The organism is Lentihominibacter hominis (assembly GCF_014385065.1).
Taxonomy (GTDB): domain Bacteria; phylum Bacillota; class Clostridia; order Peptostreptococcales; family Anaerovoracaceae; genus Lentihominibacter; species Lentihominibacter hominis.
This window is the reverse complement of record NZ_JACRTA010000002.1, coordinates 189,275-212,873: the sequence shown is the minus strand read 5'-3', so window position 1 is coordinate 212,873 and position 23,599 is coordinate 189,275. Positions and strand designations below refer to the sequence as shown.

Here is a 23,599-nt window from a genome sequence, read left to right as displayed (position 1 = left end):
AAATTATGCTCTTTTAAAAAACTTCTTTTTACAGAATAGGCAGCTGATTTATTAATTTTTCAAAAGCAACTTTTTCTGCTCTCCCTTAACATCTCAAAATAATATTTTTCAGTATTACAAAAAGATTCCCTGACATTTTTACAGGGAATCCCTACTTTATACTCCTTCACAAGATCTCGCCTTATTAATTTAGCTGTAGTATATCTGATCTCTCCTTGGGTTTATACAACATATCCGAGAGCAGCAGTATTAGCGATCCAAATCAAATCGCTCATCACCGACAACAGCTGTCAGAATATTAACAGCGCAAAGACATATAAATATATAATAATACAAAAAACAGCCCGGCGTTTTTTATAAGCAGAGCTGCCCTATCAATATCTGTCATTGTGTCTTCTTCGAGGATTTTCAGGAAACCATCCCTTCTCTACACGTTTTTCCTGTTCAAAAATTTCCTTTATGCTCCACAAGCATGAAATACCGAAAACAGCCAGTATGCCACTCCAAAGATTTACTTTTACAAAAAGTGAGCCGACCAATGCTGCCAATCCCAACAGAAGAAATATAGGCCAAATATTTTTAGAAAAAAAATATTCACATTTTATAACTATAACATGAAAAACACCAATGAGCATAAACGTTGTTACACCAATTATAATCCCAAAAAAATTCATTTTGCTCCGATCCTTAAAAGTTTGTGCTTATTAAAATTTAACAATTTTCCGAAAAAGACGCAGACTCAATGTTTTTCCATTCTTATCTCTGCCGCTCTCGCATGACCTGTAAGGCCCTCACCTCTGGCAAGATTCGAAACAAGCGGAGCTATACTCATCATTGCATCAGCAGTCATACTCTGATATGTGCATATTTTAAGAAACGTTCCGACCCAGACGCCTCCAGTATATCTTGAAGCGCCAAGTGTAGGCAGGGTATGATTAGGACCTGAAGCATAATCACCGAATACTTCGGCAGTATTGCCGCCTATAAACAGCGAGCCGAAATTTCTTAGACTATCAGCCACATAATCTGTCCTGCTTTCAGATACATTGACTTCCAGATGTTCAGGAGCATATTCATTCGCATATTCGATCGCTTCATCTAACGTATCGGCTATAAGAATCTCCCCAAAATCATTCCATGAACTCCTTGCAATCTCTTCGGTATCCAATGTCGGAAGCTGCTTTTCCACAGCATTCCATACAGCCTTCCCCAACATCTCATCAGTAGTCACAAGAATTCCTTTTGCTTCTCTGTCGTGTTCGGACTGCGCCAACAAATCCGCTGCAATTATCTCAGGGTCCGCTGTATTATCTGCTATTATCAGCACTTCACTCGGTCCTGCCACAAAATCTATACCCACTTTTCCATAACACTGTCTTTTGGCTTCCGTCACAAAGCTGTTTCCCGGCCCTACTATAAGATCAACAGGCTCTATCTGATCCGTTCCGTATGAAAATGCAGCTACAGCCTGGGCGCCCCCTATGGCATATATTTCATCTATACCTGCAACATCCATCGCTACCAGAGTCTTAGGATGAATACTATCCGTTCCTTTTATAACAGGAGAACATGCTGTCACACGTCTGACTCCTGCCACCTTTGCCGGTATTCCCAGCATAAGTGCTGTAGAATAAAGTGGATATCCTCCTCCCGGAACATAACAGCAGCACGAATCCACAGGGATCACTCTATGACCGAGTATTATTCCTTCAGATGGGGAAAAATTTTTCAAAGATCCTACAGTTCCTTTCTGTGCTTCGGCAAAAGCTCTTATATTGTCCGCAGCTTTTTTTATATCCTCTACTTCACCGGCCGGTACCTTATCGTACGCTTCTTTTATCTCATCGGAAGATATTCTGATAAACTCCCTTTTGCAGCGGTCAAATCTACTGTTATACTCTTTAAGCGCTTTATCTCCGTTTTTTATTACACTGTCTATTATCTTTCCCACTGTTTCTCTCAATCGACTTCTGTCTTCTTCAGATCTCGTCTTTGAAGTCTTTAATTCTATCATTGCTGCATCCCTCCTGTGTTTATCACTTTATCATAATACTATATAATAGTGAAAATATATTGTCAACTATCCTTATTTTCTCTTAAGGGAAATAAAGACTCCTGCCGTACAAATCAATGTAAATACTATAAAGGAAATCCTTATGACTTTTATAAGAACCTCTGCAGGAGCATCCGCCAGAGGCATGTCCTCTATCAGCATCGTAACAGTTATAGTTACAATCACCATACTCAGCGTATGTCCTATAGATCTCATGGTAGCCAATATAGAGGATGCCACTCCATATTCAGCTTTATCCACACACGACATTACAGCATTGGTATTAGGAGATGAAAAAAGTGAAAATCCCAGACCTGTAATTACCAGAGCCATGATTATAACAAAAATTTGCGTTTCCCGTCCTATGAAGATAAATATAAATGTTCCTGCTGCACAGAATGCCATTCCCACAGAAGACATTTTGAAAGGAGAGATCCTATCTGAAAATCTACCCATGACAGGTGAAAGCACCGCCATGATAATGGGCTGAAATATCATAATAAGCCCCGCTGTCTGTGATGAATATCCCATCACCACCTGCAGATATATAGAGATAAGATAACTTATTGCAAAAGTAGCTCCGTAATTGAGCATAGCCGATATATTAGAAAAAGCATATCCTTTGTTCTCTCTGAAAAGAGTAACATTTACTATGGGATCCTCGCTTCTGGATTCATGTATTATAAACAATATTCCCAATATAACACCAACAGCAGTAATTAATACATAAATCATTCCCTTACCGATTTCCGAAAGACCATACATCATCATTACTATGAATATTACATAAAGAATGTTTCCCGACATATCCGGTGATTTTCCGCGATTTTCAGATTTTTCTCCGGGGAGCTTAAAGATGGCTGCAAAAAATGCAATAGCCCCCAGAAGTCCCGTAAGCATAAAAATTGATTTCCATCCGAAATTATAATTGAGAAAACCTCCTATAACAGGGCCTGCTGAAAGCCCCACATAAGTCGATGCAAGGGAATATCCAAGAACTCTTCCTCTTCTTTCTCCGGGAAAAGCACTGATAAGCACTGCTGTATTAGTACTGAATATCATAGAAGCGCCGATCCCCTGTATTATCCTTACAGCAAGAAGCATAACCATAGACACGGAAAAAACGGCTGCAGCGCAGCAGACTACAAAAATCACTATCCCCGCCACAAGAACCGTTTTTCTGCATGTTATATCAGCCAGCCTGCCAAGCGGCACCGAAAATGCCGCCACAGCAAGTGTATACCCTGTTATGAGCCAGCCTACCGTTCCGGCGCTTACACCAAACTGGTCTCCTATGTCAGGAACCGAAAGATTAAGCGCGCTGCCTGTAAATGTAGTGATAAAGGCTGTTATTATCACTACTGTTATTATTGCTCTCTGTTGATTCTTTTCCATATTGTTATTATATACTATATGGCTGTTAAATACTATTTTTTCTAAAATAAACCCATCAGATTACAATACATATAAAATATTCTTTTCCTTCATCACTTATTTTCTGCAATGACTTCTGCATCTTTACTCTTATATTATCGGGAACTCCTGCGATCTTATTTTCCATTTGTTCGGCAACCATCTCATATAAAGACTTCCCGAATATATTGGTATCCCATATACTGTTAGGAGAATTTTCCATCTCTTCCTTAAGGCTGTTCACAAGATCCTCAGACTGTTTTTCACTGCCTACCACCGGAGATATCTCAGTAGTTATATCAGTTCTTATTATATGAAGAGTAGGTGCTTTAGCTGTTATTTTTATTCCATATTTATTCCCCTGTCTAAATACTTCAGGTTCGTCAAGAACCATTTCACTCAACTTAGGCTCTACTATGCCGTATCCCCGCTCTTCTACTTGCTGCATAGCACTTCTCAGTTTATCATAAGCTTTTTTTGCGTCTGCAAACTCACCAAGAAGATTAAAGAATTCATAATCGTTGTCCACCCGGGTACCCATCAGCTCAGTGATGATTCTATAATAAAGATCTTCTGCCATATTAAGCCTCAGTTCTATTTCTCCGGTACCCATATCTATGTTTCTGATCTCAGTACTTTCTATTGTATCTCCGTCAGCCAGTTCACCGGCCATTTTCTTGAATTCCTCTATGGTGTCAAAACTTTGAGCCCAATATCTTATATCATCTGTTACCTGTTCTTTGAGCCAGTGATCTGAAGCCAAACCTTCCATATATCCAGGTATGCGAAATGTTATCTCCTTCACAGGAAATCTGCCCAACATCTCCGTCATAACCTTGTTAAGCTCTGCCTCTGTAGCTTTAGCACAGTCTATTCTCATAACGGGAACTCCATATTTTTCTGACATTCTGTCGGCAAGTTCCTTAACACTGTCTGATGAAGGCTTTACAGAATTAAGCAGCACGACAAATGGTTTATTAAGCTCTCGCAGCTGATTTATAACTCGTTCTTCTGCCGACTCATAGCTGCTTCTTTCCATAGTTCCTATAGAACCATCAGTAGTTATTACAATACCGACAGTAGAATGATCTTTTATTACCTTTTCAGTGCCTATTTCAGCAGCCTCTTCAAATGGGATCTTTTCATCATTCCAAGGAGTGGATACCATACGCATCTGTCCGTCCTCCATATGGCCCATCGCTCCCGGAACCATATAGCCTACACAATCCACCATCCTCACTTTTAAATTAAGACTACTGTCAAGCTCAAGCTTGACAGCTTCCGCAGGGATAAACTTAGGTTCAGTAGTCGTTATAGTTCTGCCTGTACCGCTCTGCGGCATTTCATCCAGTATTCTTTGTTTTTCATACGTATTTTTTACATTGGGGATTACCATCAGATCCATAAACCTCTTTATAAATGTAGATTTACCTGCCCTTACAGGCCCCACTACTCCTATGTAAATATCGCCGCCTGTCCTTTTGCCTATGTTTTCGTAAATATTTATATTTTCCAAAATAAATACCTCCCCATGTCCTTGACTGTAAATCAATATAGTATATGAGGAGGCTTTGTTTTTATTCTTGTTTTTAATGTTTATATCATAATTTTTGATAATAGTCTCTCCCGTCTCCAAACTGAGCTATTATCCTGACATCCGAATTGGTGATTCCCTTTCCTGAATTAGGATGCTTCGATGAATACCAATGATCAAAAGAAAAAACACATACTAATACAATGCAGACAGGAATCAGTACATTAAGTCTGATTTTACGTATAAGATTATCGAGTGCCGGAGCCAGAGCATATACCACCGCCATAGCCCCCACTCCAAAAGTCAGAAGACCTTCCGCGCATATACGCCCATTCAAATTGAGGAAATATCCGCTGTAATCCCACCATTTGTGTCCCAAAGCAACTTCCAGATACAGAGATGTAAAATATTCCACGATCCCACATAATATGACAGCAGCAATAAATTCCGCAAGAGGATTTTTTCGGAGTCGGTTAAGCATTACTAATATCATAATGCCGCCCGATCCATATATAGGAAGCCACGGTCCGTACATAACACCCCGATTGACAAACACGCCGTCTCTCACAAGATGAAGACTCACTTCCCATGCCCATCCTATAAAAGAAAACACAAAAAACAGAATTATCAGAGAGGGAACAGAATAATTTCTCATATAATTCGGTGTATCCAGATTTATCTTTTTTCGGCGCACTTTTATAGGTGACAATCTCCAAGGATACGAGTTTCCGTCAAAGATATGTCTCAGCCTTTGAATATTATATATTTTATTTTGTTTTTTCTCATATTCAAGATCTTTTGGAGTACCCAAAGGCATTATTCCGAGCCAATTTTCCAGTATCCCCCTTATTCCTGTTGCCTTCTGCATTTCGAGAACCGGTTCCCTTGTATATTCCAATACGTCTGCGTAACTTTTCTCCATCACTGACATATCAGGCTTCTCGAAAAGATATGTATCATTTAACAATTCTGTTCCGGGGACACTTTTTTCTTTGGCAAGCCTTCGTACTTCCTTATAAAATTCACAATATACTGCACTTCTGTAAGCATTGGTGTAAAACAATGCCGAAAGGCCCAATGTAACTCCGTCCAGAATAAACCACGGAATAAAGCTTAAGAAGATCTTAAAACATTCCCACTTATGACCTTTCATTATCCGCCTGGATAATGTTATGGCCTCATTAGCTTTTATATCAGGATTCTCCGCCACGATATACGGAACCATATAATACGAATAATATTTAACAGGCAGACCTACAATAGTAAAAGTCCATAAAGTACCGTAAACGGACAACATCAGCATAGTAAAGGCTGACTTTATCCACTTGCCGGATCTCGGCAGGAATCCAAAAGTAGATATGGGGACCTTATCATATATCCTTCCTTCAAGAAATATACGCCTAGAAGTCACAATAAAACAATCTCTCAGCATAAAAAGAAGTATCAGATGTATGAAGACAGCAACGATAATAAAAGATATTATCACAGCATTTTTAGACTTAAATACATGTTCAGCCTTGTCAAATATATTCACATATATTTTCCCGGAATTTACAGAGTTGGCTATGCTCGAAAATACACCTTTATCCCGTCCTAATATCTCACTGTTATTCTTAGCTTTGATATTATACTCCACTTCTTTTGACAACGCTTTCCCCGAATCAAGCCCCCCAATCAGCATTGCAGATATGACTCTTTCCGCTATATCTCCGCCATTGAGCTCAACGCCTTCTTCCGACTGCAGATCAGAATATTCGCCGCCTATATAGTAATTCTCATTATATCGAACCACATCCAAAGATGTGACAAACTCTGCCCCTATGAATGCCGCAAAAAGACATATGGCGACAAACAGCCAATAATGCTTTTTAAGAGATCGTCTGCCGTTACGTTTAAGTTCCTTTCTGTCTATCATCTATATCTCCTGATATGATTGCTGTTTCAAATATCTCTATAATACCTTGCCCGCTAAACTGAAAGTTTTTCCTTCAGTTATCTCTACATCTATAATCTGTCCTATTAAATCTCTGTCACCTTTAAAATCAACAAGCTTAAATCCTTCCGTTCTTCCAGTCAGAGTATGCTCATTCTTTTTGCTCACACCTTCAACAAGAACTTTTTCCACACGCCCCTTATAAAGGGCATTCCTCCGTGCGCTCCCTTCGTTAACTGCGTCTACCAGACTGTCAAAGCGCCGGTGTTTGATTTCTTCAGGGATCTGATCTTCATATTCAGCGGCGGGAGTCCCCTTCCTCACTGAATAAAGAAATGTAAATGCCGAATCATATTCAACTTCTCTCACAAGAGATAATGTCTCCCGGAAATCCTCATCTGTTTCACCCGGAAATCCGACTATTATATCAGTGCTTATTGTTATATCCGGAACAGCCTTCCGCAGTTTATGAACCAGCTCCAGATACTTTTCTCTTGTATAATGTCTGTTCATCCTGCTAAGAACCGTATTGCTTCCGGCCTGAACCGGCAGATGTATATAATTACATAATTTTTCGCAGTCAACATAAGCCTGAATCAGTTTATCTGACAGGTCTTTGGGATGAGATGTCATAAATCTGATACGCTCGAGCCCCTCTATATCATTTATCATATATATTAGATCCGCAAAATCATAAAATTTGCCATTACCGCCCGCCCCCCTGTAAGAATTTACGTTCTGTCCAAGAAGAGTTACCTCTTTTACGCCATCTCCCGTAAGAGTCCTGATTTCTTTAACTATATCTTCCGGACTCCTGCTTTTTTCTCTTCCTCTGGTATACGGAACTATACAATATGTACAGAAATTGTTGCAGCCATACATAACATTTACAAAAGCCTTATGCTTATATAACCTCTTTGACGGTAATCCTTCAACTATCTCAGGGCTGTCTTCAAATATTTCAGCCATTTTTTTCTTTTCTCCGTATACTTTTTCAAGAAGCTGCGGAAATCTATGTATATTATGAGTTCCGAATATTATATCCACCCATGGATATTTGCTTTTTACAGTATCTATTATATGCTGCTGCTGCATCATACAGCCGCATACGCAAGCTACATATTCCGGGTTCTTCTCTTTTAGCTTTTTAAGCTGTCCAAGTGTGCCGAAAAATCTTTTATCAGCATTCTCCCTTATGCTGCAAGTATTTATTATTGTTATATCCGAATCATCTTTTGAAAAGGTCTCCTGACATCCTCTTTCCTGAAGCATTCCCGATATCGTCTCAGAATCATGTTCATTCATCTGACAGCCAAATGTTATGATATTGTATTTTTTGCCCTTCAATAAATCCATTTTCTTATCCTTGTTCGTGCTTTTTATTTCTGCCCATCAGAATCTCTACAGCTTCTGCTGCCGTGACTTCTCCCTTTACAGCTCTGTAAATTGCCTCTGTAATAGGCATCTCCACACCCTCTCTTTTAGCCAGCTCATAAGCAGCCTCTGTCGTGAACATTCCTTCCACTACCATGCCTACCTTCTCTGTCGCTTCATCAGGGCTCATACCTTCTCCTATCATTATTCCGCATCTCCTATTTCTCGAGTGCATACTTGTACATGTGACAATCAGATCTCCTGTTCCTGTAAGTCCTGCAAAGGTCTCAGGTCTGGCCCCTAATTTCAGTCCCAATCTCGTTATTTCCGCTAAACCTCTCGTCATAAGAGCCGCTTTGGCATTATCTCCAAAACCCATACCATCTGATATTCCGGCGCCCAAAGCAATGATATTCTTAAGGGCTCCTCCCAGTTCCACCCCTACAACATCTTCAGTAGTGTATACTCTGAATCTGTCAGTCATAAACAGATCCTGAATCTTCTCTGCTGCCTGCAGGTTATATGATGCAGCCGCCACAGTAGTGGGAAGTCTTCTTCCTACTTCTTCCGCATGAGACGGTCCTGAAAGAACAACATATCTATCCATGTCAAGAACCTCGGAAGCTATCTCCGACATTCTGGCAAGACTCTTTTGTTCTATTCCCTTAGCCACATTTATCACTACAGATTTATCATCTATATATTCGGCAGCAGACTGCAAAGCACTTCTGAAGTGCTGGGCCGGAGCAGAAAACAACACTGTATCAGCACCGATAAGAGCTTCCTCAACTGTATATGAAATACCAATATTATCATTTAAAGCTACTCCCGGAAGATAATCTACATTTTCCCGGTTATCTTCCATAGATTTAAGATGTTTTTCATCTATGTCCCATATTCTTACTTTATTTCCTTTTCCTGCAAGAACTGTGGCCAGCGCTGTTCCCCAGCTGCCTGCTCCTATTATACCTATAGTACTGATCATTTATTTTTCCTCCTGTTTCTTCGTGTCTGTTTTTCTCTCAAATATACTCATTACAGGCTCCTCTCCTCTGAAAAGCCTTATGATATTAGCTCTGTGCTTTATCAGAACTATAACAGCCACTACTATTCCCAGATATATAAAATCTTTCTCCATAAAAAATGAAAGTACAGGAAAACATACAGCCCCTAATATAGAACCTACCGACATCCGTCTCGTAATCAATACTCCTGCCACCACTATTGCCAAAGTAGCAAGCCCCAAAAGAGGATTAAGTCCCATAAGCGCTCCAAATGCTGTAGCTACGCCCTTTCCTCCTCTGAATCCGAAAAATACAGGCCAAACATGACCAAAGAAAACAGCGACAACACACCACATCGCCCCCGTATGTCCAGCCAAAAGACTTCCCAGCAAAACAGCGCAGGTTCCTTTTAAAACATCAATAATGAGGGTCACGGCACCCGCCTTCTTGCCCATAACCCTGAGGGCATTAGTAGTTCCGGCGTTTCCGCTGCCTTCGTTTCTTATATCTATACCTTTAGCTTTTGCCATTAAAATAGATGGAGAAATATTCCCTATAAAGTATGCTATTACAACAGACAATATACAAAGCCACATATCACTCATTTTCTTTTTCTCCCTTTTCTCTGAATACAAATTTTATTGAAGTTCCTTCGAAACCAAACGCTTCTCTTATTTTATTCTCCATATATCTGGCATATGAAAAATGCATAAGAGATCTGGAGTTTACTTTAAAGGAAAACAGAGGAGGCTTCACGCCCACCTGAGTGACATAATATATCTTAAGCCTTCTGCCCTTATCTGACGGAGGCTGTTTCATCATCATGGCATCTGAAACCAAATTGTTGAGCTGCCCTGTAGGCACTCGCATAGCTCTGTTTTCAGCTACATATCTTGCCATTTTTATGACATTATCCACACGCTGCCCTGTCAGTACAGATATAAAGACAATGGGTGCATACGACATAAATGCCAATTCCTTGGCTATCTCTTTTCTGAAGGTATTCATTGTATTGGTCTCTTTGTCTATAAGATCCCATTTATTTACTACAATAACTATACCCTTTCCCGCATCGTGTGCTATACCGGCTATTTTCTTATCCTGCTCTGTTATACCGTCCTGAGCATCGATCATGAGCATACATACATCGCACCGTTCTATAGCTGCTACAGCCCTTACTACACTGAACTTTTCTATATTCTCACTGACTTTACTCCTTCGCCTTATTCCCGCAGTATCTATGAGAAGATATCTTTCGCCGTCCTTTTCAAATGGAGTATCTATAGAATCACGGGTGGTGCCCGCTATAGGAGATACGATCACTCTATTCTCCCCTAAAAGCTTATTTATAAGAGATGATTTTCCGACATTGGGTTTTCCTATCATAGCTATTTTAACAGAGTCTTCCTCTTCTTGTCCCGCTCCTTGAGGAAAACTCTCTATGATACGATCCAACAGATCTCCGAGATTGAGCATATTCGCTGCTGAAACGGGTATGGGCTCTCCCAGTCCCAGTTCATAAAAATCATAAAAATCATCAGGGATCTTTGCTGTATCTATTTTATTTACTGCCAGTACAATCTTTTTTCCTGTCTTCATCAGCATAGCTGCAACTTCTCTGTCGGAAGCTGTTATGCCGTCCTTTCCATCCACCATGAAAAGTATAACATCTGATGTATCCATAGCAGCTTCCGCCTGTTCTCTCATCTGAGAAAGTATTACGTCTTTGCTCTCCGGCTCGATTCCGCCCGTATCTATCAGAGCAAAATGTATGCCCGACCATTCGGCTTCAGCATATATCCTGTCTCTGGTAACACCGGGAGTATCCTCTACTATAGATACTCGTTTCCCTACTACTTTATTGAAAAATGTGGACTTTCCTACATTAGGCCGCCCCACTACTGCTACTAACGGTTTACTCATAAGTGATTCCTTCCGCAAATTCAGCCGGATCAAATTCTTTCAAATCTTCCAGCCCTTCTCCTACTCCGATAAATTTTACCGGCATATCAAATTCATCAGCTATAGTTATTACTATACCACCCTTTGCTGTTCCGTCAAGTTTTGTCAGGATTATACCTGTTATATCAGTGACATCTCCAAATTCTTTCACCTGAGATACTGCATTCTTACCTGTTGTAGCGTCCAGAACCAGTAAATTTTCTCTGGCTGCCTCAGGGAATTCCCTTCCTATAACTTTATTCATTTTATTTAACTCATCCATAAGATTTTTCTTGTTTTGAAGTCTTCCTGCAGTATCACAAATAAGTACATCTATATTTTTTGCCTTGGCCGACTGAATAGCATCGTAAATAACAGCAGACGGATCTGAGCCTTCTCCATGTTTAACAACATTAATACCTACCCTGTCTCCCCATATACAAAGCTGTTCTGCCGCTGCAGCTCTGAAGGTATCGGCAGCAGCCAGCATGACAGTCTTTCCTTCATTTTTAAGTTTATATGCTATCTTACCTATGGAAGTCGTTTTTCCTCCTCCGTTTATTCCTATCATCAAAATCACCAGAGGTATATCCTTGCAAAGAGTATGGTCGGCATCTTTATCTATAAGTCTGGTTATTATCTGACTGAGACTCTGCTTTATATCTTCCGGATCGGAAAGTTTATTTGATCTTATCTCGTCACGAAGTATATCTACGATCTTCATGGTCGTTTCCATTCCTATGTCAGATGTTATTAATATTTCTTCGAGCTCTTCAAGAAAATCTTCATCCACTGCTGCTCTGCCCATAAGAGCATCACCTATCTTCCGTGAGAGCTTTCCTAAAAAGGAACGTTTTTTTCCTTCACTAAGCATTTTAATTCTCCCTTTTCATTATATTTAAAAATCACCTTCAAGGTTAAGTGAGAGTACTTTGGAAACTCCCTTTTCCGGCATCGTTATACCATACAGAACATCAGCATGCTCCATAGTGGCCTTCTGATGTGTAACCAGAGCAAACTGTATTCCGGTAAACTTCCTAAGGCAATTTATGAATCTGTCTATATTAGCATCATCAAGTGCTGCTTCCACCTCATCTAAAATACAAAAAGGCGTAGGCTTGGCCTCAAGAACAGCAAACATCAATGCTATGGCTGTAAGAGTTTTCTCACCGCCGGACAGAAGATTAATATTCTGCAGCCGCTTTCCGGGCGGCTGTGCCACTATATCTATATTGGATCCAAGGGGATCTTTTTCATCTGAAAGACGAAGCTCTGCATGGCCTCCGCCAAACAGTTCTCTGAATTTCCTCTCAAAATTAACTACTATCTTATCAAAGCTTTCTTTAAACTTGATCTTTATGGTTTTATCCATATCATCAATCATCTTGGTAAGACCGTTAACAGCTTCCTGTATATCTTCTCTCTGGCTCATCAGAAAATCATATCGCTCTCTGACAGTCTCATATTCTTCAATAGCGCCTACATTGACCTCCCCAAGGTCCTTAAGCCTGCTCTTTACCTCTCTGTTTTCCCTGACAGCAAGAGACATAACAAATTCATCACTTTTAAATTCCATGGCCTGGATATATGAAACCCCAAAATCCTCCCACAGTTTATTTTTATATGTATCCAACTGGGTTTCATTTTTAGCATTCTTTATTTCCAGCTCATATTTCTGATTTTGGACGCTTTCAAGTCTGCCTGTAACTGCCTCTTTTTCCGAATTAAGCTCAGAGATTCTTCCTGCAAGATCAGCTTTTTCTTCCGATATCTCATTAAGACAACTTTCAAGGCGCTTTTTTTCCTCTTCTTTTTTCCTAATGACTCCATCCGCATCGCTATTATCCGATATAAGACGCTGTCGCTCTTCTCTTAGAGATTCAAGCTGACTTCCTTTCAGCGATATATCTTTTTCCAGCTGCCCTGCAGAGCTCCTAACTCTGTTCTCCATAGACTCTATATGAACTTTTTCACTTTCTAATCTGCTGACAGCTATTCTGTCTTCCGTAATTTTTCTGCTTATAACCTCAAAAGACTCTTTTCTCTTCAGATAAAGTTCCTGATGCTCTCTTCCAAGTCGTTCAGCCTCTTTTAAAGCTTTCTCATCTTTTTCTATTTTGTTTTCTATTTCCAGAACCATTTTTCTGGAGTTTTCTTTCTCAGCGTTAATATTATCAAGCTCTTTTTCAAGCTTGTCTGTTCCTGATCTTATATCTTTCAGTATTGTCTCTGTCAGCTTTATTTCATTTTCCAGAGATAAAAGCTCCTTCTCCTTTTGCCTGATAGCCTTCTCTGATTCAGCAATAGTTTCAGAAAATCTCCCGAGTTTTTCTCTGAGTTCTTCCATCTGCATCTCTTTGGATTTCTGTTCATCTGATTTTAATAATATCTCTTTTCGAAGAGATATTATCTCTGCTTTTCTATCGAGAATATTAGCCGTCTTGTTTCTGTACTTTCCTCCGGTTATTGCTCCTCTGGCATTTATTACGTCTCCATCTAAGGTTACAAATCTAAAATCCGATACTATCTTTGACATTTTAAGAGCATTATCCATATTATCTACGAAAACAACTCTGCCCAGCAAATAATCTATAATATTTTTATACTGCTCATCATAGTCAAGACAATCAGGAGCAAAACCTATAAAACCATTTTCACCTTCAAGCCTATTATTTTTATAAGCTCTGCCTCTTACTGAACTTACCGGCAGGAAAGTCATTCTTCCTGCACTGTTTTCCCTCAGCGATTTAATAGCTTCTTTGGCACTTCGGTCATCTGTGCATACTATATTCTGTAAAGATGCCCCCAGAGCTGTTTCCACAGCTGTCTCATATCCTGAAGGAACCTTTATAAGATCGGCCACAACTCCGTGTATACCTCCAAGCCCTGACTTCATAACATGTCTTACAGCATAATTATATCCTTCATAATTGCTTTCCATCTCCTCAATGGTTTTTACTCTTGACGAAAGACGTCCCAACAGGATTCGCAGTTCCTCCACGATCTTTGAAAGATACCGTTCTTCTTCCTGATCCCGGCTAAATTTTGCTTTTTCATCTGCTGCCCTTTCTCTCAAATCATTCAAATCACTGACTATATGCTCTCTCTGATTTTTTATCCGGTTAAGATTGTCCAGAGCTTCTTTATTACTATCTTCGCCTGACATCTTATCTTGTGACAATGCGTCTTTTCTTTTTTCAAGAGTCTCCTGAAGTCTTTTTAGGCTGTTTTTTTCTGCTTTTCCGGAATTTATCTTCCCTGACAGTTCAAATACATCATTCTTATATTTTTCTGTTTGCTCTGTCAAAACAGAAAGCTCGCTTTCCGCAGCGCTGTAAAGCTCGCTTTTTTCCCTCAGAACACCGGCAGCATCCGAAAGAGCCTTGTCTATTTCAGCTTTTTTTTCAATATACTGCTGCTCTGTCTTCTTCTCAATATTCAATTTCTCTGTCAAAGAGCTTATTTCATCCTTAAGCCTTTGTATATTCTCATCTATCGATGCTGCACGTTCACTATCCAACTGACATTTGTTTACAGTTTCATTCAGTTCATCTATAGCAGTAAGCAATTTAATGCGAGTTTCAGATGATAATGTCTCAAGATTTTCATTTCTGGAGTTATATTCCTCAAGACTTTTTTCAAAGCCGATTTTCTTATCGCCTAAACTATCCATAGTAAGTTTCAGCTCTGTAAGATCATCCTTGATATACTCATTCTTAAGTTCAAGATTTTCTATATTCTTAAGAGTGATATTTATTTCAAGTTCTTTATACCTCTCTCTCAGTTTCAGGTATTCCTTAGCTTTCAGGCTGCTTTCCTTAAGACTTCCTATCCTGCCTTCCAATTCACCTATTATATCACTCAGACGTTCCATATTAGCGCTGGTTGACGCCAGTTTTCTCTCGGCTTCTGCCTTTTTTGTCCTATATGTGACAATACCCGCAGCCTCTTCAAATATCTCTCTTCTGCTGTCAGTCTTATTGCTCAGTATATCTGATATTTTACCCTGTCCTATTATAGAGTACCCATCTACACCTATTCCCGTATCCATAATGAGGTCTCTTATATCTCGAAGTCTGCACTGATTTCCGTTTATCCGGTATTCGCTCTCCCCCGATCTAAACATACACCTTGTAAGAGCTACCTCTTTATAGTCTATAGGCAGACTTCCGTTTTCATTGTCTATTACAAGGGTGACTTCTGCCATCCCTCTTGATTTTCTGCTGTCTGTTCCTGAAAAGATAACTTCTTCCATCTTTCCTCCGCGCAGCATTTTAGGACTTTGCTCTCCCAGAACCCATCTGATGGCATCACTTATATTACTTTTGCCGCTTCCATTAGGTCCGACAATGCATGTTATACCCTGATCGAATTCTATTGCGACAGGTTCGGCAAAAGATTTAAACCCATGCATTTCTATCTTTTTAAAATACATTGATTACAGCTCCCTTTCAAGCATGGCCTTTGCCGCACTCTGTTCAGCCTGCTTTTTGCTTTTTCCCGTTCCCTTTGTCATTGCTCTCCCATTTACCTCAAGCTGAACCTGAAAAGTCTTATCATGATCCGGCCCGGATTCTTTAAGCAGCACATATTTTATATTTGCCTCGCCCTTATTCTGCAGCTTTTCCTGCAATGTAGTCTTATAATCAACGATAATAAATTTACCGCGTTTTACATCTTTTATGGATTCATCAAACAAACTAAGGACCACAGTCTTTACTGCATTAAACCCTCCGTCCAAATATACGGCACCTATCACAGCTTCCATAGTATCTGCCAATATAGACTCTCTGAATCTTCCTCCATTATGTTCCTCGCCGTTTCCAAGCATAATATATTTCCCCAGATCCAGCCGCCTTGCTTCATTAGCCAATGACTTTTCACATACAAGAGTAGCTCTTGTCCTCGACAAAAAGCCTTCCTCTTTTTCAGGAAAGCTTCTATATAGTTCTTCACCTATTATAGCGTCAAAAAACGCGTCCCCCAGAAACTCAAGACGTTCATTGCTCTTGCTGTTTCTGTCATGCTCTTTGATATATGAACTATGAGTAACAGCATTTTTAAGAACATCTATATCATTAAAATGATAACCGATCTTCTGTTGAAGCTGTCTGATATCCTCCATATATTCATCTACTCCTCTTCATCTTTTTCTATTATTTCTTCCAGATCAAGCATGGACTGTCTAATGATCTCCACTACATTTTCCTGTCCATATGGAATGCCTTTTAGAATAGCATTCTTAACAGCATTCACTCCGGACGAACCATGTATCTTAATGACAGGTCCATTCACTCCCAATATGGGCGCTCCGCCATACTCCTCATAATCAAATTCCTGTTTCATAGATTTGAGGTCGGATTTCAGCATAAGCGCCGCCAGCTTATTTTTTACATTTCTCATAAGCTTATTCTTTATAAGCTTTAAAATGTTCCATGCTACTCCTTCTGTGAGTTTAAGGATAACATTTCCCACAAAACCATCGCATACAATCACTTCACATGCTCCTACAGGCACTTCTCTGGCTTCTACATTTCCTATAAAATTAATAGATGCCGCTTTAAGCTGCTGATAAGCGTCTTTTGTTACACTTGTTCCCTTGCTTTCTTCTATTCCCAGATTTACCAATCCCACTTTGGGCTGCTGTCTTCCCCAAACTTTCTCCATATAAATACTTCCCATAAGTCCATACTCCAGCAGATTCTGAGCCTTTGCTTCGGAACTTGCTCCTGCGTCCACGAGAAGAGACGGTTCCCCGCCCAGGCATGGATATATACTTGCGAGAACGGGCCGATCTATTCCCTCAATTCTTCCCAAGATCATTCTTGCCCCCACAACCAGAGCTCCTGTATTTCCTCCCGAAATAAAGATATCTCCCTGGCCGTCTTTTACCATAGTAAGACCAACTACCATAGAAGATTCGGTTTTTCTTCGTATAGCCTTCACCGGACTGTCATCCATAGTTATCACTTCTCTGGCATCCACTATTTTTATATTCTTGCCTTTAAACTTACTCTTTTTCAATTCAGCTTCTATATCTTCTTTTCTTCCCACAATATATATATCATGTTTTATCAGCTTGGCAGCCTCGACAGCTCCCTTAACTATTGCACCCGGTGCGTTGTCTCCTCCCATTCCGTCCAATACTATTTTCATATTGCCCTCCTTAACATTAAAATAAGCAAATTCCTCTTATTTAAACTCAGTAATGAATTTTTTCACACTGCCTGCCACATCTTCGCAACCGAAAACTGATGAACCGGCAACTACTATTTCCACTCCGGCATCAGTCACAGATCTTACATTTGAAAGATTTATCCCTCCGTCAATCTCTATCTTAAGCTTGGGGTTTCTTTCATTCTTCATTCTGTAAAGCCTTTTTACTTTATTTAATGCTGAAGGAATAAACCTCTGTCCTCCAAACCCCGGATTCACTGACATTATCAAAACCATGTCCACATCTTCCAAGCAATATTCCAACACTGACAAAGGAGTTGCAGGATTAAGTGCAATTCCTGCTTTTACTCCCAGAGATTTTATATGCTGAAGAGTTCTGTTCAAATGCACGCAGGCTTCCTGATGTACTGTTATATATTCTGTCTGTTCCGTAACGAAATCTTCAAGATATCTATCAGGCTCCTCTATCATCAAGTGAACATCAAAAGCCATCGACGTCTTCCCGGCAAGACTCTTCATTACCGCCGACCCAAAGCTTATATTAGGTACAAAATGCCCGTCCATAACATCCACATGTATCAAATGCGCCCCTGCTTTTTCTATTGTTTCCACACTTTTCCCAAGCCTTGAAAAATCTGCCGATAATATGGATGGCGCCAGCTGTATCATATTAAGTTCCTCCTGTCAACGCTGTTTAATATTGTTTAGATTTTTTTATTTCATCAAGCATAGATACATATGATTCGTATCTGCTTTCGCTTATCTTATTCTCTGAAAGAGCTTTTGCAACGCCACATCCGGGTTCAGCCACATGCCTGCAATTGCTGTATCTACAGGCTGCCGCACTGTGCATTATCTCCGGAAAAAAATGTTGAAGTTCTTCCTCGCCAGCCTCGAGAACATCAAATGATGTAAACCCGGGAGTATCGAAAATCATAGTCCCTGTCTTAACATCTATGGTAAACAGTTCTGAATGTCTCGTAGTATGCCTGCCGCGCTGTGATTTTTCACTTACTTTGCCAGTCTCTGCACCTGCTTCAGGAATAAGCCTGTTTAGTATTGTCGACTTTCCCACTCCCGAAGGTCCTGCCAAAGCAGAAGCTTTGCCTTTTATGAGTTTTTTCAGCTCGTCAAAACCAATTCCGTTCTTACTGTCAAGACACACTACCGGATACAAAGAACTGTAGATATTTTTAAGCAGCTCTATATTTTCTTCAGCTTTTTCGGCTTTCTTACTCTGCAAAGAATCAGCCATATCACACTTATTGATACAAATAACTATATCTGTTCCGGACTTTTCTGCCATCACAAGAAATTTATCTATCACTATAGGCGCCGGAGACGGCCTTGCCGCCGCAGCTACAATTATGAAACAGTCCACATTCGCAACAAATGGTCTTATAAAACTGTTTTTTCTCGGTAACATATCTACTATAAGACTGTCATCATTATCAGGTATTACTTCGATAACAACTTTATCGCCTACTGCAGGTTTAATATCGCGCTGTTTAAATATTCCCCGCGCTTTACACCTATAAACTGTATCGCCGGATTTTACATAATAAAACCCGGCGATACCCTTTACAATCAGCCCTTCCAGACAGCCGCTGCACTTAACGCCTTTACTCTTCATCTTCATCGTCTTTTGAAGGTTCTGTAGGCGCAGTAGTCTCTTCAGGTTTGTTGCCCTTACTTACTCTTATCTTTACAGATGTACCCTTATCAAGCTGTGCATTTGCATCATACTGCTGCCACATTACTTCTCCTTCGGCATAAGTACTGCTGTAATCATAACTTATGCTTCCTACCGAAAGACCTGCATTGAGAAGAGCTGCTTGAGCATCTCCCAAACTTTTACCGACAAGATAAGGAACTACCGCTTTCGCTTTAGACCCATCACTGACAACTACATTTATGGCTGTACCTTTCTCAGCCGTTGAACCCGCCTTAGGATCCTGTCTCAAAACAGTACCTGCCTCTTCCTCGCTCGCCTCTTCTGTCACAGATCCCAATGTGAACCCTGCCGCTTCAAGATATGAAGCCAATTCATCCTGCATCTTACCAGTAAGATCAGGTACATCTCCATCACCAAGTCCTTTGCTTATATTGACTTTCACAGTACTTCCCGTTTTTATCTTAGTTCCGGCCTTAGGATCCTGAGAAACGATTTTTCCTTTTTCTACGTCTTCACTTACAACTTCATCAGCCTTTTTAATTTTAAGATCATATTCTTTAGCAGCATCCTTTGCCTCTTCCAGTGTCATATTTTTAAAATCAGGCGCTTCTATCTCCTCACCGCCGAAAATACCTGCGGCAAATGCTACGATCAGTCCAAGCACAATGGCCCCAGCCACCGATGCGATTATAATAATCATCTTTTTCTTTTTATCCATAGGCTTTTTCTTACGTTTTCTGCCGTTCTTTTCGTCTTCAGCCTCATCGTAATCTTCGCCGTCATCGTAATCAGTCTCTGCTATAGGTCCGTTTCCGCCTTTTATATTGTTCATCGTACCTGTAGCCCCGCCCATCAGCACAGAATCACCTACTACGCTTCCTACAAATTCAAGATTATTCAACGCCTCTATCAGTTCTTCGGCGGAAGCATATCTGTTCACCGGATACTTATCTGTACATTTCAGAATTATATGTTCAAGAGCAGGCGGAACTCCATCCACCAGTTTTGACGGAGGAACCATTTCTCCGTTTATATGCATGAGAGCAATATTTACAGGATTATCTCCGTCAAAAGGAACTCTTCCTGTAATCATTTCATACATTACGATACCAAGAGAATATATATCCGATTTCTCATCCACATATCCACCCCTTGCCTGTTCAGGGGAAAAATAATGTACAGAGCCTATAATACCGTCCGTATTATCCACAATAGTAGCTGCATTAACTGCTTTTGCTATACCAAAATCCGTTATCTTAGCGGTACCGTTAGGTGTTATCATTATATTATGAGGTTTTACGTCCCTGTGTATTATATGATTCTTATGTGCGAAAGCCAATGCTGCAGCTATCTGTTTTGACAGCGCTATCACCTTGGGATAGGACATGGCCCCCTGTTCTTTGATATAATCACTGAGAGTTTTTCCCTCTATAAGCTCCATTACTATGTAGTGAATGTTTCCTTCTCTTCCCACGTCATAAATATTAACTATATTGGGATGCGACATGCTTGCAGCCGCCTGAGACTCTCTCCTGAAACTGTCTATGAATTTGCTGTCATTGATAAATTGAGGCTTCAATATCTTTATAGCAACAAAACGATTAAGAAGTTTATCCTTCGCTTTGTATACCACCGACATTCCGCCCTCGCCTATCCGCTCAAACAGTTCATATCTGCCTGCAAGAACTTTATTGCTCATAACTTCCTCCTATAAATCATCTATATCTTCAAACAAACCACTGTGATATTATCTCTCCCGCCGCATTGCAGCGCCTCATCCACAAGCTGTGTGCAAATATCATTCATACTTTCATCTCTCTCCAGTATCTCTGCCATGTTTTCCGGAGAAACTTCTCCGTAAAGTCCATCTGAACACAGCATCAGAATATCATCTCTTGAAACCTCAAGCCTATAAAAATCCGGTTCCACAAATTTATCAGCGCCAAGAGCCTTTGTTATCACATTCTTTTGTTTGTGATTTTCTGCCTCTTCTTCTGTAATGACTCCCTTATCTATCAGCTCATTCACATAAGTATGATCCTTGGTGATTCTGCTGAGCATCCCGTCTCTAAACAAGTATGCTCTGCTGTCCCCTAAGTTTGCTATATAGGCAACCCCTTTGAAAATGTATGCCAATACAATTGTAGTCGCCATTCCCCTATTGTCTTCATTTTCTATTCCCAATCTATATATCTTTTCATTAGCACTTTCTATAGCCTCCGAAAAAAAACCGAATATATCGTCCGGTTCCTTAAATTCTTGCAGATCGTTATTATTGACATAGTGGGCTATTTCACTGACAGCCGTTCTGCTGGCAACTTCTCCAGAATTATTGCCGCCTACACCGTCAGCCACAATATACACATCCTGACTGGGGATAACAAAACAAGCATCTTCGTTTTTCTCACGAACAATACCTTTATTACATTTAAATCCAATCTGTACCATTACTGCTTTCGCCTTTCACTTTAATTGCGGACCTATAACAGACTGTCATCTCGTTTCATGACACATATAAAAAATCCATCAGTTCCGTTTATATTAGGCAGCAGAAGCGTTCTTTCCACCTTTTCAAAAGACGGATTCCTTTTTAGAAACGCATCTGTGACTTTCTCGTTTTCAGCCGGGTTTATAGTACATGTACTGTATACCAGTGTTCCGCCCGGTTTGACATAATTCGAAGAAGCAGAAAGTATAGCCAGCTGTTTTTTTGGCAGCAGATCCATTTCTTCCGTAAAAGCCTTATATTTTATCTCAGGCTTTCTTCTTACTACACCTAATCCCGAGCATGGAGCGTCTACCAGAACTCTGTCAGCTCTATGTAACATCGAAGAGTCCACTCTGGTAGCATCCCATGATCTTGTTTCTATATTGGTTATGCCTAATCTCCTCGCTTCTTTATCTATCAGATCAAGCTTTCTTCTGTAAATATCCGAAGCTATGATCTTTCCTGTATTATTCATTCTCTCAGCTATAGCTGTAGTTTTGCCTCCCGGGGCTGCACATACATCCATAACTGTCTCGCCATGCTTGGGCGCAACCTTTTCAGCTACCAGCATAGAGCTTTCATCTTGAGGAGTAAACATACCTAACTTATACATTTCTGTTTCTAACAGTCTGTTGCCTTTCACATTAAGAGCATTCTGGCAAAGCTTTCCTTCACTGACCTCAAAACCCTGTTCCTCCAGCTTGGCAATGAGATCCTTTTTCATTATCTTCAGCCAGTTAAGTCGTATGGTCATAGGAGGAGTTTCATTCCCCGCCCGCATAAGTTCTTCTACAAAATCAACATTATAATATTCAAGCCAAAGTTCGACTATCCAAGGCGCATAAGAATACTTGATCGACAGATATTTTACTTCATCATCAGCTCTGTCAGGTAGCCTAAGCTGCATCTTTTTATTGAGATACTCTCTCAGCACTCCATTTATAAGCCCACTCTTACTTCTGCAATATTTCTTTGCCAGCATTACGCTCTCATTGACAGCAGCGTACTCCGGCACTGAATTCATACATCCAAGCTGATATATACCCATTCTGATTATAGTAAGCTCGGGTATCTTCAGGCTTTCTATACCGTCATTTAAAAGCTGATCTATATAATAATCAAGAGTAAGTTTGCTCTCAAGAACTCCATATACAAGTTCCCTTACAAAGCCCTGTGAATTAGGCTTATTGATTATTACCTGGTGGTTGATCGCCAAATTTGAAAACGCTTTCTTAGACTCCACGTCTACAAGCGATAAATACGCTGTTTTTCGATTTGCATCCATCAGTCGCGCCCCCTAATCATTAAAATTCTGATTAAATTAGCTATTGATGTAGCCAATGCAGCTACATATGTCATCGCCGCTGCGGACAATACCTTTTTGGAACCTCTGGCTTCCTGATCATCTACGATATTTAAATCTACAAGCTGTTTTATAGCTCTTTTACTTGCATTAAGTTCCACCGGAAGTGTAACCGTATGAAACAAAACAACCGCGGCAAAGAATATGATCCCCAGATCAAATATAAAATTCCCCGTAGCTCTGTTCCCCTGCCATATTATTAAAAGACCTATCAGCATCAGCGGCCAGGATACCGTCGAAACAAGGCTCACTACAGGGGCTATGGCATTTCTGAATTTCAAAAATCCATAAGATGTACCATCCTGTATCGCATGGCCGGACTCATGTGCCGCAATACTTACAGAAGCTATAGATGTACCATTGTAAACCTGGCTGGACAGTCTCATTATATCCTTAGACGGATCATAATGATCTGTAAGAGTCCCCGCCACCATTTCTATGGAAACATGTTGAAGTCCGTTGCTGTCCAGAATCATCCTCGCCGCCTGTCTTCCTGTTATTCTTCTTCTGTTTTCTATTCCCGAATACTTTCTATAAGCATTTTTCACCTTAGCCTGCGCATATAAAGCAAATATAATAGCAGGTATCAATATTATAAACGTAGGATCAAATACCCCAAAATACATATAATTCCCCCTCCGGAT

Annotated in this window: 19 protein-coding genes; all 19 read right to left on the bottom strand. The window is 40.2% G+C overall.

Going from position 1 to position 23,599, the window contains the following annotated elements:
- Nucleotides 1-374 precede the first annotated feature (374 nt).
- Nucleotides 375-674: a DUF4491 family protein gene (locus H8692_RS06315; protein ID WP_177267583.1), complete on the bottom strand. Its 300-nt coding sequence runs from the start codon at nt 672-674 to the stop codon at nt 375-377.
- Between the two features lie 65 nt (nt 675-739).
- Entirely contained in the window at nt 740-2,014 is a 1,275-nt protein-coding gene (hisD, locus tag H8692_RS06310; protein WP_187525263.1) for a histidinol dehydrogenase, read from the bottom strand.
- A 72-nt stretch (nt 2,015-2,086) separates the two neighbouring features.
- On the bottom strand, nt 2,087-3,448 hold the full coding sequence (locus tag H8692_RS06305) for an MFS transporter (protein WP_177267581.1): 1,362 nt from the start codon (nt 3,446-3,448) through the stop codon (nt 2,087-2,089).
- Between the two features lie 55 nt (nt 3,449-3,503).
- Nucleotides 3,504-4,982: a stage IV sporulation protein A gene (gene spoIVA, locus H8692_RS06300; RefSeq protein WP_177267580.1), complete on the bottom strand. Its 1,479-nt coding sequence runs from the start codon at nt 4,980-4,982 to the stop codon at nt 3,504-3,506.
- Between the two features lie 85 nt (nt 4,983-5,067).
- Complete coding sequence (locus tag H8692_RS06295) at nt 5,068-6,915, bottom strand: DUF975 family protein (protein WP_177267579.1); 1,848 nt, start codon at nt 6,913-6,915, stop codon at nt 5,068-5,070.
- A gap of 36 nt (nt 6,916-6,951) precedes the next feature.
- Nucleotides 6,952-8,289, bottom strand: coding sequence for a tRNA (N6-isopentenyl adenosine(37)-C2)-methylthiotransferase MiaB (miaB, locus tag H8692_RS06290; RefSeq protein ID WP_187525262.1), 1,338 nt, complete (start codon nt 8,287-8,289; stop codon nt 6,952-6,954).
- 4 nt (nt 8,290-8,293) lie between these two features.
- Nucleotides 8,294-9,292, bottom strand: a complete 999-nt coding sequence (locus H8692_RS06285; RefSeq protein ID WP_207722964.1) for an NAD(P)H-dependent glycerol-3-phosphate dehydrogenase — start codon at nt 9,290-9,292, stop codon at nt 8,294-8,296.
- Nucleotides 9,293-9,916, bottom strand: coding sequence for a glycerol-3-phosphate 1-O-acyltransferase PlsY (plsY, locus tag H8692_RS06280; protein WP_207722963.1), 624 nt, complete (start codon nt 9,914-9,916; stop codon nt 9,293-9,295).
- A complete protein-coding gene (gene der, locus H8692_RS06275; RefSeq protein ID WP_187525261.1) occupies nt 9,909-11,234 on the bottom strand; it encodes a ribosome biogenesis GTPase Der in 1,326 nt (441 codons plus the stop codon). Before der ends, plsY begins: the two co-directional genes overlap by 8 nt.
- Nucleotides 11,227-12,126 carry a signal recognition particle-docking protein FtsY gene (gene ftsY / locus H8692_RS06270; protein ID WP_177267576.1) on the bottom strand — a complete coding sequence of 300 codons (900 nt, stop codon included), beginning with the start codon at nt 12,124-12,126 and terminating at the stop codon, nt 11,227-11,229. The genes der and ftsY overlap by 8 nt, the downstream gene beginning before the upstream one ends.
- 24 nt (nt 12,127-12,150) lie before the next feature.
- Nucleotides 12,151-15,687 carry a chromosome segregation protein SMC gene (gene smc, locus H8692_RS06265; protein WP_187525260.1) on the bottom strand — a complete coding sequence of 1,179 codons (3,537 nt, stop codon included), beginning with the start codon at nt 15,685-15,687 and terminating at the stop codon, nt 12,151-12,153.
- Between the two features lie 3 nt (nt 15,688-15,690).
- Nucleotides 15,691-16,377 carry a ribonuclease III gene (gene rnc, locus H8692_RS06260; RefSeq protein ID WP_177267574.1) on the bottom strand — a complete coding sequence of 229 codons (687 nt, stop codon included), beginning with the start codon at nt 16,375-16,377 and terminating at the stop codon, nt 15,691-15,693.
- 8 nt (nt 16,378-16,385) lie between these two features.
- Nucleotides 16,386-17,408 carry a phosphate acyltransferase PlsX gene (plsX, locus tag H8692_RS06255; RefSeq protein ID WP_177267573.1) on the bottom strand — a complete coding sequence of 341 codons (1,023 nt, stop codon included), beginning with the start codon at nt 17,406-17,408 and terminating at the stop codon, nt 16,386-16,388.
- A 36-nt stretch (nt 17,409-17,444) separates the two neighbouring features.
- The gene (gene rpe / locus H8692_RS06250; RefSeq protein ID WP_187525259.1) at nt 17,445-18,098 is read right to left on the bottom strand and encodes a ribulose-phosphate 3-epimerase; all 654 of its coding nucleotides are present in this window, start codon (nt 18,096-18,098) and stop codon (nt 17,445-17,447) included.
- Nucleotides 18,099-18,123: 25 nt separating this feature from the next.
- Entirely contained in the window at nt 18,124-19,068 is a 945-nt protein-coding gene (gene rsgA, locus H8692_RS06245; RefSeq protein ID WP_187525258.1) for a ribosome small subunit-dependent GTPase A, read from the bottom strand.
- Nucleotides 19,052-20,803: a Stk1 family PASTA domain-containing Ser/Thr kinase gene (gene pknB / locus H8692_RS06240; protein WP_177267570.1), complete on the bottom strand. Its 1,752-nt coding sequence runs from the start codon at nt 20,801-20,803 to the stop codon at nt 19,052-19,054. Before pknB ends, rsgA begins: the two co-directional genes overlap by 17 nt.
- A 20-nt stretch (nt 20,804-20,823) precedes the next feature.
- Nucleotides 20,824-21,552 carry a Stp1/IreP family PP2C-type Ser/Thr phosphatase gene (locus tag H8692_RS06235; RefSeq protein ID WP_177267569.1) on the bottom strand — a complete coding sequence of 243 codons (729 nt, stop codon included), beginning with the start codon at nt 21,550-21,552 and terminating at the stop codon, nt 20,824-20,826.
- A 32-nt stretch (nt 21,553-21,584) separates the two neighbouring features.
- The gene (gene rsmB, locus H8692_RS06230; RefSeq protein ID WP_187525257.1) at nt 21,585-22,877 is read right to left on the bottom strand and encodes a 16S rRNA (cytosine(967)-C(5))-methyltransferase RsmB; all 1,293 of its coding nucleotides are present in this window, start codon (nt 22,875-22,877) and stop codon (nt 21,585-21,587) included.
- Nucleotides 22,877-23,581: a zinc metallopeptidase gene (locus H8692_RS06225; protein WP_177267567.1), complete on the bottom strand. Its 705-nt coding sequence runs from the start codon at nt 23,579-23,581 to the stop codon at nt 22,877-22,879. Before H8692_RS06225 ends, rsmB begins: the two co-directional genes overlap by 1 nt.
- Nucleotides 23,582-23,599 lie beyond the last annotated feature (18 nt).

Bases quoted from the DNA above. Each gene is read 5' to 3' on its own strand.
- H8692_RS06315 (WP_177267583.1), bottom strand. From the start codon at position 674: ATGAATTTTTTTGGGATTATAATTGGTGTAACAACGTTTATGCTCATT.
- hisD (WP_187525263.1), bottom strand. From the start codon at position 2,014: ATGATAGAATTAAAGACTTCAAAGACGAGATCTGAAGAAGACAGAAGT.
- H8692_RS06305 (WP_177267581.1), bottom strand. From the start codon at position 3,448: ATGGAAAAGAATCAACAGAGAGCAATAATAACAGTAGTGATAATAACA.
- H8692_RS06295 (WP_177267579.1), bottom strand. From the start codon at position 6,915: ATGATAGACAGAAAGGAACTTAAACGTAACGGCAGACGATCTCTTAAA.
- miaB (WP_187525262.1), bottom strand. From the start codon at position 8,289: ATGGATTTATTGAAGGGCAAAAAATACAATATCATAACATTTGGCTGT.
- H8692_RS06285 (WP_207722964.1), bottom strand. From the start codon at position 9,292: ATGATCAGTACTATAGGTATAATAGGAGCAGGCAGCTGGGGAACAGCG.
- plsY (WP_207722963.1), bottom strand. From the start codon at position 9,916: ATGAGTGATATGTGGCTTTGTATATTGTCTGTTGTAATAGCATACTTT.
- der (WP_187525261.1), bottom strand. From the start codon at position 11,234: ATGAGTAAACCGTTAGTAGCAGTAGTGGGGCGGCCTAATGTAGGAAAG.
- ftsY (WP_177267576.1), bottom strand. From the start codon at position 12,126: ATGCTTAGTGAAGGAAAAAAACGTTCCTTTTTAGGAAAGCTCTCACGG.
- smc (WP_187525260.1), bottom strand. From the start codon at position 15,687: ATGTATTTTAAAAAGATAGAAATGCATGGGTTTAAATCTTTTGCCGAA.
- rnc (WP_177267574.1), bottom strand. From the start codon at position 16,377: ATGGAGGATATCAGACAGCTTCAACAGAAGATCGGTTATCATTTTAAT.
- plsX (WP_177267573.1), bottom strand. From the start codon at position 17,408: ATGAAAATAGTATTGGACGGAATGGGAGGAGACAACGCACCGGGTGCA.
- rpe (WP_187525259.1), bottom strand. From the start codon at position 18,098: ATGATACAGCTGGCGCCATCCATATTATCGGCAGATTTTTCAAGGCTT.
- rsgA (WP_187525258.1), bottom strand. From the start codon at position 19,068: ATGAAGATGAAGAGTAAAGGCGTTAAGTGCAGCGGCTGTCTGGAAGGG.
- pknB (WP_177267570.1), bottom strand. From the start codon at position 20,803: ATGAGCAATAAAGTTCTTGCAGGCAGATATGAACTGTTTGAGCGGATA.
- H8692_RS06235 (WP_177267569.1), bottom strand. From the start codon at position 21,552: ATGGTACAGATTGGATTTAAATGTAATAAAGGTATTGTTCGTGAGAAA.
- rsmB (WP_187525257.1), bottom strand. From the start codon at position 22,877: ATGGATGCAAATCGAAAAACAGCGTATTTATCGCTTGTAGACGTGGAG.
- H8692_RS06225 (WP_177267567.1), bottom strand. From the start codon at position 23,581: ATGTATTTTGGGGTATTTGATCCTACGTTTATAATATTGATACCTGCT.